General features: G+C 62.8%; 11 protein-coding genes. 7 read left to right on the forward strand and 4 right to left on the reverse strand.

Going from position 1 to position 11,057, the window contains the following annotated elements; all coding sequences use genetic code 11:
* The first annotated feature begins 198 nt into the window (after nt 1–198).
* A complete protein-coding gene (gene aroA, locus ACP7BX_RS30250) occupies nt 199–1,455 on the forward strand; it encodes a 3-phosphoshikimate 1-carboxyvinyltransferase (protein ID WP_269133978.1) in 1,257 nt (418 codons plus the stop codon).
* Between the two features lie 32 nt (nt 1,456–1,487).
* Nucleotides 1,488–1,877: a hypothetical protein gene (locus ACP7BX_RS30255; RefSeq protein ID WP_016980323.1), complete on the forward strand. Its 390-nt coding sequence runs from the start codon at nt 1,488–1,490 to the stop codon at nt 1,875–1,877.
* 1 nt (nt 1,878) lies between these two features.
* On the opposite strand, the gene ACP7BX_RS30260 is transcribed toward ACP7BX_RS30255, so the two are convergent.
* Nucleotides 1,879–2,478, reverse strand: a complete 600-nt coding sequence (locus ACP7BX_RS30260; protein ID WP_426130310.1) for an NAD(P)H-dependent oxidoreductase — start codon at nt 2,476–2,478, stop codon at nt 1,879–1,881.
* Between the two features lie 69 nt (nt 2,479–2,547).
* Between ACP7BX_RS30260 and ACP7BX_RS30265 the strand changes: the two genes are divergently transcribed.
* Entirely contained in the window at nt 2,548–3,141 is a 594-nt protein-coding gene (locus tag ACP7BX_RS30265) for a TetR/AcrR family transcriptional regulator (RefSeq protein WP_177111907.1), read from the forward strand.
* A 111-nt stretch (nt 3,142–3,252) separates the two neighbouring features.
* Nucleotides 3,253–3,630, forward strand: coding sequence for a COG4315 family predicted lipoprotein (locus ACP7BX_RS30270; protein WP_016980326.1), 378 nt, complete (start codon nt 3,253–3,255; stop codon nt 3,628–3,630).
* A gap of 20 nt (nt 3,631–3,650) precedes the next feature.
* Here the strand turns inward: ACP7BX_RS30270 and ACP7BX_RS30275 are convergent, their stop codons facing one another.
* Together ACP7BX_RS30275 and ACP7BX_RS30280 are read right to left on the reverse strand one after the other, a co-directional pair.
* Entirely contained in the window at nt 3,651–4,319 is a 669-nt protein-coding gene (locus tag ACP7BX_RS30275; protein ID WP_314532220.1) for a GNAT family N-acetyltransferase, read from the reverse strand.
* A 20-nt stretch (nt 4,320–4,339) separates the two neighbouring features.
* Nucleotides 4,340–5,248, reverse strand: a complete 909-nt coding sequence (locus ACP7BX_RS30280; protein ID WP_426130307.1) for a LysR family transcriptional regulator — start codon at nt 5,246–5,248, stop codon at nt 4,340–4,342.
* Nucleotides 5,249–5,360: 112 nt separating this feature from the next.
* Between ACP7BX_RS30280 and ACP7BX_RS30285 the strand changes: the two genes are divergently transcribed.
* From ACP7BX_RS30285 to ACP7BX_RS30295, 3 genes are all read left to right on the forward strand, one after another.
* Nucleotides 5,361–6,575, forward strand: a complete 1,215-nt coding sequence (locus tag ACP7BX_RS30285) for an MFS transporter (RefSeq protein WP_426130305.1) — start codon at nt 5,361–5,363, stop codon at nt 6,573–6,575.
* Nucleotides 6,576–6,656: 81 nt separating this feature from the next.
* On the forward strand, nt 6,657–7,508 hold the full coding sequence (locus ACP7BX_RS30290) for a CAP domain-containing protein (RefSeq protein ID WP_028615957.1): 852 nt from the start codon (nt 6,657–6,659) through the stop codon (nt 7,506–7,508).
* Between the two features lie 152 nt (nt 7,509–7,660).
* Nucleotides 7,661–9,841 carry a GAF domain-containing protein gene (locus ACP7BX_RS30295; RefSeq protein ID WP_426130303.1) on the forward strand — a complete coding sequence of 727 codons (2,181 nt, stop codon included), beginning with the start codon at nt 7,661–7,663 and terminating at the stop codon, nt 9,839–9,841.
* Nucleotides 9,842–9,844: 3 nt separating this feature from the next.
* Here the strand turns inward: ACP7BX_RS30295 and ACP7BX_RS30300 are convergent, their stop codons facing one another.
* Nucleotides 9,845–11,011, reverse strand: a complete 1,167-nt coding sequence (locus tag ACP7BX_RS30300; RefSeq protein WP_426130301.1) for a diguanylate cyclase — start codon at nt 11,009–11,011, stop codon at nt 9,845–9,847.
* Nucleotides 11,012–11,057 lie beyond the last annotated feature (46 nt).

The raw sequence follows: 11,057 nt of genomic DNA on the forward strand, positions 1-11,057 counted from the left end.
GCTTATGAAAAATCAGAGCGAATACCAGCCGAATTTAAGGTTGCAGGGTTCCCCTGCAACATAGAATCTCCCACAGTTGGAACGATATACACCCAGTAAATATAAGCGGCCGTGCCCCCAAGCTCGACAAGCACCACATCTATACCCGATTATTCAACTCCGCCCGCCGCCCGTGCCATGAATCAGGAGCCCTGTACCTTGAGTTCGCAGAAAACCGTGACCGTCACCCCGCCCAACGTCCCCCTCAATGGCAAGGTCGCGCCCCCCGGCTCCAAATCCATTACCAACCGCGCCCTCCTGCTCGCCGCCCTGGCCAAGGGCACCAGCCGCCTCAGCGGCGCGCTCAAGAGCGACGACACCCGTCACATGTCCGTGGCCCTGCGCCAGATGGGCGTGACCATCGACGAACCCGACGACACCACCTTCGTCGTCACCGGCCAAGGCAAACTGCAACTGCCGCCACAGCCACTGTTCCTCGGCAACGCCGGCACCGCCATGCGTTTCCTCACCGCTGCCGTCGCCACCGTCGAAGGCACCGTGGTGCTGGACGGCGACGACTACATGCAAAAACGCCCAATCGGCCCGCTGCTGGCAACCCTCGGCCAGAATGGCATCCCGGTCGACAGCCCCACCGGTTGCCCACCCGTGACCGTACACGGCGTCGGCAAGATCAAGGCCAAGCGTTTCGAAATCGACGGCGGCCTGTCCAGCCAATACGTATCGGCCCTGTTGATGCTCGCCGCCTGCGGCGAAGCGCCGATTGAAGTGGCGCTGACCGGCAAGGACATCGGTGCCCGTGGCTACGTGGACCTGACCCTGGACTGCATGCGCGCCTTCGGTGCCCAGGTTGAAGCGGTCGACGACACCACCTGGCGCGTGGCCCCCACCGGCTACACCGCCCACGACTACCTGATCGAACCCGACGCCTCCGCCGCCACCTACCTGTGGGCCGCGGAGGTGTTGACCGGTGGCCGCATCGACATCGGCGTGGCCGCGCAGGACTTCACCCAGCCGGACGCCAAGGCCCAGGCCGTGATCGCGCAATTCCCGAACATGCAGGCCACGGTGGTCGGCTCGCAGATGCAGGACGCCATCCCGACCCTGGCGGTGCTCGCGGCGTTCAACAACACCCCGGTGCGTTTCACCGAACTGGCCAACCTGCGGGTCAAGGAATGTGACCGCGTACAGGCCCTGCACGACGGCCTCAACGAGATCCGCCCTGGCCTGGCGACCATCGAAGGCGACGACCTGCTGGTGGCCAGCGACCCGGCCCTGGCCGGCACCACCTGCAACGCGCTGATCGACACCCACGCCGACCACCGCATCGCCATGTGCTTTGCCCTGGCCGGGCTGAAAGTCTCGGGGATACGCATCCAGGACCCGGACTGCGTGGCCAAGACCTATCCTGACTACTGGAAGGCCCTGGGCAGTCTTGGGGTTCAGTTGAGCTACTGAGGGCTCGGCGTCGGAATGGGGAGGCAAAGCACATGACCATCCGCCAACCCTGCCCACCCGGCGCCTGCGTCTGCGACCGCGAACAACTGCTGCAAGCGCCGGGCGCCGACCTGCGTATCCTCAACCTCACGCGGCAAGAAGAAAAGAAACTGCTCGACCGCCTTGAACACCTCAAGAGCCTGCAAGACCTGGAGCGCATGCAACAGCTGATGTACCAGCAATTGGGCATCCGCGTGCACATCGCGCCGGGTCACACCGAGGTCAAGAGCATGCGCGGCATCCAGATCGTCATCGACGAGCTGCCGGGCCTGTGTCGCAAGACCCGCCAATCGATCCCGGCCGCGATCCGTCGAGGCCTGGAGAATCAGCCGGAAATCGCTTACCGCCTGTTGGACGCCCACGATTTGTTTCGCGAAGGTTGAATCAACCGGCGACTGTTTGCGTTTCGAACAGTCCCTCGCCCAAGGCCCTGGCCTTTTCCAGATGCGCCTGCGCCCCGCCGCTTTCCGAATCCAGCAACAGCGCTGACGTGACCACCTGTGCGCCGCAGTAATCGAAGATTCCGTAGTCAATTTGCGTACGCATGGCCTTGGCATAACCGTGTCGATCAAACGCGTCGTCATCGGCAGCGCCCAGCGCCAGCAGATGGACCTGCAAGTGGCGCAATTTCTTCACCACCGGGGTATCGGGGCCGTAATCGATGGCCCAGCCGTTGATGAACACGCGGTCGATCCAGCCTTTGAGCAGGCCGGGCATGGACCACCAGTAGATCGGGAATGCCAGCACCAGCGCGTCGGCACGGTCGATACGGGCCTGTTCAGCCAGTACGTCGGCTGGCGGCGTGGCGCGCGTGCGGTGTACCCGATGGTCGGCGGCGTTGTAGCGCGGGTCGAACTCTTCGGCGGCGAGGTCGGCGATTTCGAAGGTGTGGCCCGACGCAGCGAGGCCGGCGGCGACCTGGGCGGCCACGCTGTGGGTGAGGGATTGTGGGTCGTGATGAGCAACAACGATGAGTGCGTGCATGACATTGACTCCCTGAGAGGTTACGCTGGGCTTAAGTTACGATTAGTAAGTTACTTTTGGTATATAAGCATGTCAAGCACAGCGTCCCCTGCTCCTCGTCGTCGCCTGTCCCGCGAAGACCGCCTGCGCCAACTGCTGGACGTGGCCTGGCAACTGGTGCGCGATGAAGGCACCGAAGCCCTGACCCTCGGCCGCCTGGCGGAGTTGGCGGGCGTGACCAAGCCGGTGGTGTATGACCATTTCGTCACCCGCGCCGGGTTGCTGGCCGCGTTGTATGAGGACTTCGATGCGCGTCAAGACCAGGTCTTTGCCAGCGCCATCGCGGCCAGCAGCGCAACCCTTGACGACCGGGCCTGGGTGATCGCCTCTTCCTATGTGGATTGCGTGCTGTTGCAGGGTCGGGAAATCCCGGGGGTGATTGCAGCCCTCAGCAGTTCGCCGGAGCTGGAAGCCCTCAAGCGCCAGTACGAGGCGATCTTCCTCGACAAATGCCGTGACGCGCTGTCGCCCTTTGGCCGCATATCCCAGGCGGGACTGCGCGGCATGCTGGGGGCGGCGGAGGCACTGTCCCAGGCCGCAGCCAGTGGCGAGATCAGTCGCGAAGAGGCACAGCAGGAGTTGCTGGCGACCATCCTGGCGATGGTCAATCGCGGCCGCGTTTAAATAATTTCTGACGGGTGAGGAATAAACCGGCGCGGCGGGTGTTTACCTGAGTACGGCGAGTGAATACAGCACAACGCCAGTACTCAAACCTATAAATACCAGGAGTTCGTCATGCTGAAAAAATTCTCCCTCGCGGCTGCCGTCGTCATCGCCTGCGCCTCCTCCATGGCCTTCGCCGCCCCGGCCAAAGTGGCCGACAGCGCCAAGGGTAAAGTGCTGGTGGACAGCAAAGGCATGACCCTCTACACCTTCGCCAAAGACAGCGCCGGCAAATCCGTGTGCAACGGCCAGTGCCTGGCCAACTGGCCGGCGTTCACCGCCTCGGCGGCAGCGAAGGATGCGGACGGCTACACCGTGATCACCCGCGACGACGGCAGCAAGCAATGGGCCTACAAGGGCCAGGCGCTGTACACCTGGGTCAAGGACAGCAAGCCGGGCGACATCACCGGTGACGGCGTTGGCGGTAACTGGAACCTGGCCAAGCCATAAGATCAGTGCGGGGCTGTCGTTCAGCCCCGTTTCTGTATGAACAACTGCACTTTGCGCGCCAGTTGATCAAGATGCCGATCCCGTTGCTTCTCGGCATCCACCATGGCGCGCTTGCCGTGTTTTTGCAGCAGGTAGGTATGAATCTGCCGCACCTCCAATGAGCGGTAGATCGCCGCCACATCCAGCACGCCCATCAAACCCTCCGTTCCGTAGTCCCGCGTATTCATCAGGACCTGGGTGCCGCGCGCGCCGCGCACTTGGAAGCCCATGCCTTCGAACGCCGGCACTTTCTCAATTGAACACGCCAACTCCGCATGGGGATAACGACTCAGTACGTCACCCATCATTGCGCGAGCCACACCCTGGCGCCGGTAGCCGACCTGCACCGCCATGAACGCGATACCGCAGGCTTCGGGATCGTCCTTCACCGGCAGGTACAGGCAAAAGCCGATCAGCTTGTCCTCTTCCATCGCCACCACCAACTCGACGGCAATGCCCTTGGCACCATTCAGCGCCTCCAGGTACAGGTGCACCTCAAAGCCAATGGCGTACTGATAGATGTTGTACAGCAGGTTGCTCGGCGGCAGCGCCACGCTGCTGATGTCGGTGAGGTTGTCGACCACCATCTGCAGGATCTGAGCATTGATGGGCTCGGGGCACGGCGTGGTATAGCGGGTAAGGCTGAACATGCAAATTCCTGGGTTTAGCGTCAAGGCAGCGGCGATTGTACCTGTTGCAGTGCGCACACCTCACGCAAACATCCGCGCAACCAGCGATGGGCCAGGTCGGCATCCAGCCTGGGGTGCCAGAGCATCGACACGCTGAAGGTGGGCAATGCCAACGGCAATGCAAAGCTGTGCAGGCCCGCGCGTTGGTGGGTCGTGTAGCGTTCAGGCACGCTGGCGATCAGGTCGGTATTGCGGGCCAAGGCGATGGCGGTGGCGAAACCGGCGACTACGGTATTGATCTGTCGCGTGAGGCCCTGAGCTTGAAGTAAGTCATCGATCTGGCCCCGGTCCTGGCCGCGCCGGGAAACGTAGACGTGCTGGCCTGCGGCGTAACGTTCAACGCTGACGTCACCCAGGCTGAGAGGATGGCCACTGCGCACCACGCCGACCAGGCGATCGCGAAACAGCGCCTGGGTCAGCACTTCCGGGCTGACGGCGGGGTCGACCACGCCGGTTTCCAGGTCGACGCTGCCCTCACGCAGCAAGGTGCTGTCCTTGTCGGTTTTGTTGATGAAGCGCAAGCGCACACCAGGCGCGTCCTCCGCGATGCGGGCCAGCAGCGCCGGGCCAAAGTTTTCGACGAACTCTTCGCTGGTGCGCAGGGTGAAGGTACGCGCCACCTGGGCCATGTCCAACGATTGCACTGGGCGCAGCACCGCATTGGCCTCCTGCACCAATCGGCTGACCTGCTCACGCAACGCCACCGCCCTGGGCGTGGGCACCAGGCCGCGACCGGCGCGCACCAGCAAGGGATCGCCGGTGGTTTCGCGCAAGCGGGCCAGGGCACGGCTCATGGCCGAAGGGCTCAGGCGCAGGCGTTTGGCCGCCGCCGCGACACTGCCTTCGGCGAGCAGCACATCCAGGGTGATCAGCAGGTTGAGATCGGGCATCCGCGCTCCTTATAAGGCGTTGCATGCATCTATTAATTGCAACTCATGCGTCTTCCGCCATGTTAGGCGACGCCGTAGATTTGTGACAGTTGCCTTTACTCAAGGATTTTCCATGTCGACCTCTTCACGCGGCAGCCTCATCAGCCTGTCCCTGTCCACGCTGCTCGCCTCGCTGGGCACCAGCATCGCCAATGTCAGCCTGCCCAGCCTGGCGCAGGCGTTTGATGCCTCATTCCACGCCGTGCAGTGGGTGGTACTGGCTTACCTGTTGGCGATCACGGCAGTGATTGTGAATGCAGGACGCCTGGGCGACCGGTTCGGACGGCGGCGGTTGTTGCTCGCCGGGTTGCTGTTGTTCGCCGTGGCGTGCGGACTGTGCGGCATCGCGCCGTCTCTGGCATGGCTGGTTGCAGCACGCGTCCTGCAAGGATTGGGTGCGGCCGTGATGATGGCGATGGCCCTGGGCATGGTCGGTGACACCGTCACTAAAGAGCGTACCGGCCGCGTGATGGGTTTGCTGGGCACGATGTCGGCCGTCGGTACCGCGATGGGCCCCAGTGTCGGCGGTGTATTGCTGAGTGTGTGGGGCTGGCGCGCGATTTTCCTGATTGGCGTGCCGTTGGGAGGGATGGCCATCGCCCTTGCCTACCGCTATTTGCCGGCAGATCGGCCCCACGTAGCATCCCCCGCCGACTCGAGTTCCTGGACATCACTAAACGATGCGTCATTGCGCACCGGCCTGATCATGAGTGCCCTGGTGGCCGCCGTGATCATGGCCACTTTTGTGGTGGGGCCGTTCTATTTGTCCCGAGGCCTGGGGCTCGATCCCGAGTGGATGGGCCTGGCCATGGCGGTCGGGCCCTGCGTCGCGGCCATCAGCGGTGTTCCGGCCGGCAGGCTCACCGACCGCCTCGGCAGCCAACGCATGACCCTGTCCGGCCTGGGCCTGATGGCCTGTGGCGCGCTGCTGCTGACCTTCGCTTCAGGCCTGTTCGCCTATCTGGGCGCACTGGTGATCCTGACCACCGGCTACAGCCTGTTCCAGGCCGCCAACAACACCGCCGTGATGACTGATGTAGAGCCCGCGCGGCGCGGCACGGTCTCGGGCCTGCTGAACCTGTCACGCAACCTCGGGCTGATTGTCGGCGCCTGGGCATTGGGGGCGGTATTTGCCTGGACCAGCCCGGATGTCACCCGTGCCCTCCCCCAATCCATTGCCTTTGGCCTGCATGCAACGTTCGGCGTCGCACTGGCCATGATCCTGCTGGCATGCGTGATGGCATGGCGCCGCTTTAACGCCTTCAACCCTCTGCAGAACACCCATTGAGGCAAAAAAACAAAAAAGGCGTTGCACCAGACCGGGTTACATCGCGCATCATGGGCACTTTCAAGCTCAAGGGTAACGTCCATGCGCGTTCTGTCATTGATGATGGGTCTTACGACGCTGGCCGCCACTACGGTGTTCTGCGCCAGCGCGATGGCGAATGAAGAAAGTCAGTTGGTACAACAGATCAACCAATACCGCAGCCAGGTGCAACGCTGCGGCGACCAGGGTTCCCAGGAACTGCCGCCATTGGCCAGCGATACGCGGCTGGTGCTGCCAGCCACCAACGTTGGCGACCTGCAGCAGGCGCTGGCGCGGGCTGCGTACCCGATGGTCAACGTGCAGGCCATCAGCCTGTCCGGGCCCAAGGATGCCCAGGCGGCCATGAAGGCCGTGCGCGAAAGTTTCTGCCGCGTGGTGCTGGACCCGCAATTTGTCGATATCGGCGTGAGTAACAGCGGCCAGGACTGGCGCATCGTGCTCGCTCGACCACTGCTCACCAGTGGCCTGGGCGATTGGCAGACCGAAGGCAAGCAACTGCTCAACCTGATCAACACCGCGCGTTCACAACCGCGCCAGTGCGGCACCCAGGCGTTCACGGCCACCACGCCCTTGTCCTGGAATGACGACCTGGCCGGCGCCGCCAACAGCCACACGCGCAACATGGCCAACGGCAACTTCTTTGATCACCTCGACCACGACGGCCGCACCCCTGGGGATCGCGCCGAACTGGCCGGGTATATCGCGAAGAACATCGGCGAAAACATCGCCGCCGGGCTGGATACGCCACGCAAGGTTGTCGACGGTTGGCTCGCCAGTCCCGGCCATTGCGCCAACCTGATGAACCCGCAATTTCGTGAGTTGGGCGCGGCGTATGCCATGGACCCGAAGAGCGATGCAGGGATTTACTGGACGGGGGTTTTCGGCGCGCAATAAGGCTCTTTGCAGTTCTATCCAAACGGATGATGCATCAAATTGCTATCACCGCGATAATCCCGCTGAACTGCCAGCGGGCATTCCGGTCTGTTGCTTGTTGGGCCGTCCCTTCCAGGCAGTGAAAAGACCGTGGCAAACAAGGTGTTATCGCAATGATGAATTGGCTGCAAAGCAGCAGCGACATGGCTGAGCAGGTTCGCCAGCATGATTGGGCGAGTACGCCGCTGGGGCCGCTGGAACAGTGGCCGGATGTGCTCAAGACCACCGTCGCATTGTGCTTTGCCTCAAGCTTCCCTCAGTCCATTGCCTGGGGGCCGCAACTGACCATGCTGTACAACGATGCCTTTATCCCTATTCTCGGGGACAAACCCTATGCGCTGGGCCGTCCGTTCAATGAGGTGTGGCGCGAGGTCTGGGCCGAAGTCAGCCCGATTGCCCAGGCCGCCTTTGAAGGGCACGCCACCTATATCGAGAACTACCCGCTGTTGATCGAGCGCGGCGCCGGTCTCGAACAGGCGTACTTCACCTTTTGCTACAGCCCCATCCGCGACCCTCTGGGCAAGGTGGTGGGGATGCTGGATACCGTCACCGAAACCACCGCCACCGTGTTCCTCAACCGCCGCCTGGCGGTGTTGGACGCGGTGGGCAGCGCCGTGGCCAATGCCACCGACGCCGAAAGCATCATGTCCACCACCACACGCTTGCTGGCCGAGCATCTGCAAGTGTCCAATTGCGCCTACGCCGACATGGACGCCGACGAAGACGGCTTTACCATTCGCGGCAACTGGGCGGCGCCGGGCTCACCGAGCATCGTCGGGCGCTACAGCCTGGCGTCGTTCGGCGCGCGGGCCGTGCAGCAGCTGCGTGCCGGAGAACCGCTGGTGGTGCAGGACAACCGCGCCGAGTTCGCGCCGGAGGATGCCGCCAGTTACCAAGCCCTGGGCGCGCTGGCGACCGTGTGCTTCCCGCTGATCAAGGACGGCCGCTTGACCGCGTTGATGGCGGTGCACCACAAGACGGCGCGAGTCTGGTCGCCCTATGACCTGGCGCTGGTGAAGGAAGTCACCGAACGCTCCTGGGCGCACATCGAGCGAGTCCGCGCTGACGCTGCCGTACGCGAGGGCCTGGCGGCGTTCACCGAGCTGAATGCCACCCTGGAACAACGGGTGCAGGAGCGCACTCTTGCCCTCACCCAGACGGAAGCGGCGTTGCGCCAGTCCCAGAAGCTCGAAGCCATCGGCCAACTGACCGGCGGCGTGGCCCATGACTTCAACAACCTGTTGACCATCATCCGCTCGTCGGTGGACTTCCTGCGCCAACCGGGGTTGTCCGAGGAGCGGCGCCAACGCTATATGAGCGCCGTTTCCGACACCGTCGAGCGCGCCAGCAAACTCACCAGCCAACTGCTTGCTTTCGCCCGACGCCAACCGCTCAACCCGGAAGTCTTCGATGCAGGCCTGCGGGTCAAGAACATCGGCGAAATGCTCGAAAGCGTCACCGGCGCGCGCATCCATGTGCAGGTGCAATTGCCTGAGCGACCTTGCCATGTGCGCGTCGACGCCAGCCAGTTTGAAACCGCGTTGATCAATATCGCCCTGAACGCTCGGGACGCCATGGACGGGCAAGGCACCCTCACCTTGCGCGTGGCCACGGTGGACACCCTGCCGCGCATCCGGGGCGATGAAGAGAGCCGCCAGCCCTTTGTGAGCATCGCCCTGGCCGACACCGGCAGCGGCATTCCCGGCGACACAGTCGAACGCATTTTCGAACCGTTCTTTACCACCAAGGCCGTGGGCAAAGGGACTGGGCTGGGGCTGTCCCAGGTGTTCGGCTTTGCCAAGCAGTCCGGTGGCAACGTCGATGTGGCGAGCGAACTGGGACAAGGAACTGTATTTACCTTGTACCTGCCGGAGGTGGCGGCGCCGGTAATAGCCCAAGAACAAAGCTTGCAAGATCCCTTGCCAGTTCAGGACACAGCGCTGCGCCATATCCTGATCGTGGAAGACAACCTTGAAGTGGGCCGCTTCGCCAACCAGATCTTGCAGGACCTGGGTTACCGCACCACTTGGGCCACCGATGCGGAACAGGCGCTCGCATTGGCCGGCGCGGATGCCCTGGCGTTTGACGGGGTGTTTTCCGATGTGGTGATGCCCGGCATGACCGGCGTGGCCATGGCCAAGGTGCTGCGCCAACGGCGCCCGGATTTGCCGGTGGTGCTCACCTCCGGCTACAGCGAGGAACTGGCCGAGAGTGGTTATGAAGGGTTCGAGTTCCTGCCCAAGCCCTACTCCGCCGACCAGGTCGCACGGGCACTCGCCAGAGCGATGCCCTGAGTCCTACTCCGCCACCGCCACCTGATTACGCCCCTGGGCCTTGGCGCGATACAGCGCTTCGTCAGCGGTGTTCATCAGGCCGTGCAGGTCTTGGTCCTGAGTATGGGTGGACGCCACGCCGAGGCTGGCGGTCAAGCCATGCACCGGCTCGGAGGCCAGGCCCGAGATGGCTTTGATCAACTGCTCGGCAATGTCCCGTGCGGTTTCCAGTGACGTATTGGGCAACAACACCGCAAATTCCTCGCCGCCCAGGCGCCCATACACGTCGGCCTGACGGAACGAGGCACTGATCACCCCACCAATCTGGCGCAGCACCTGGTCACCGGCCTGGTGACCGTAGGTGTCGTTGATTTCCTTGAAGTGGTCCATGTCCATCATCAACGCACACAACGGCTGATGATTGTGACGGCATTGTGCGTACAACACCTGGGCATGTTCGAAGAAGGCGCGGCGGTTCATCAGGCCGGTGAGTTCGTCGGTCTGTGCGGCACGGGTGGAAATGTTGTGGGCACGCTCCATCTGGCGAGTCAGGCGGAAGGCCTTTTCCAAGGCATCCGACAGCTTGCGCGTGGCACTCACCACAAAAGTGGAAAACACCAGGACCGCAATGGCCACGCCCACTTGCATCGAAGACGGCTGGAACAGCAGCCACAGCGTGCACGGCAACAGCACCACGGCCATGGAGGCCAGCGTCATATAGCGATAAGCCGAGTAACAGGAGACTGCGCTGACTGACATGCCCACGGTAAACAGCATCACCAGCACCTGGGAAAGCCGGTCATCGGTGGGCATGACCGCCAACGCGCCGATTCCCCAGGTTCCGGCAGACAGCATCAATGTGACCCAGTAGCGGCGCTCCCAACGATCCGGCGTGCGCTCGGCATTGGGACAGCGAAACCATTCCATGAACATTTTGATGCGAAACAGGGAAGTCGCCGCCAATACCACCAGCCAGACCAGGATGACCTGATGGTCAAACCGCTCCCAGCACAGCCAGCAGAGCATCACCGCAGCCAGATAACTGCCAAAAATCGCGGCAAATGACTGCCGGAACAGCTGGTGCAAACGGTCGGTTCGCACCTGCTCCTCTATAAAGCAATCCTGGTCCTGCCCACGCCCAAGGCCATTCATGAAATTCGCCTGATTCGACTGCCACGACAAAGGCGCCATTGTGGCACCCTGCCAGTAGTGCGGACAACAGAATCCAGCACGGTAG

The organism is Pseudomonas sp. DWP3-1-3b3, assembly GCF_049896305.1.
Classification (GTDB): domain Bacteria; phylum Pseudomonadota; class Gammaproteobacteria; order Pseudomonadales; family Pseudomonadaceae; genus Aquipseudomonas; species Aquipseudomonas azotoformans_A.

Coding starts and splice junctions, on each gene's coding strand:
- ACP7BX_RS30295 (WP_426130303.1), top strand. CDS start 7,661: ATGATGAATTGGCTGCAAAGCAGCAGCGACATGGCTGAGCAGGTTCGC.
- ACP7BX_RS30255 (WP_016980323.1), top strand. CDS start 1,488: ATGACCATCCGCCAACCCTGCCCACCCGGCGCCTGCGTCTGCGACCGC.
- ACP7BX_RS30270 (WP_016980326.1), top strand. CDS start 3,253: ATGCTGAAAAAATTCTCCCTCGCGGCTGCCGTCGTCATCGCCTGCGCC.
- ACP7BX_RS30300 (WP_426130301.1), bottom strand. CDS start 11,011: ATGGCGCCTTTGTCGTGGCAGTCGAATCAGGCGAATTTCATGAATGGC.
- ACP7BX_RS30265 (WP_177111907.1), top strand. CDS start 2,548: ATGTCAAGCACAGCGTCCCCTGCTCCTCGTCGTCGCCTGTCCCGCGAA.
- ACP7BX_RS30275 (WP_314532220.1), bottom strand. CDS start 4,319: ATGTTCAGCCTTACCCGCTATACCACGCCGTGCCCCGAGCCCATCAAT.
- ACP7BX_RS30290 (WP_028615957.1), top strand. CDS start 6,657: ATGCGCGTTCTGTCATTGATGATGGGTCTTACGACGCTGGCCGCCACT.
- ACP7BX_RS30280 (WP_426130307.1), bottom strand. CDS start 5,248: ATGCCCGATCTCAACCTGCTGATCACCCTGGATGTGCTGCTCGCCGAA.
- ACP7BX_RS30260 (WP_426130310.1), bottom strand. CDS start 2,478: ATGCACGCACTCATCGTTGTTGCTCATCACGACCCACAATCCCTCACC.
- ACP7BX_RS30285 (WP_426130305.1), top strand. CDS start 5,361: ATGTCGACCTCTTCACGCGGCAGCCTCATCAGCCTGTCCCTGTCCACG.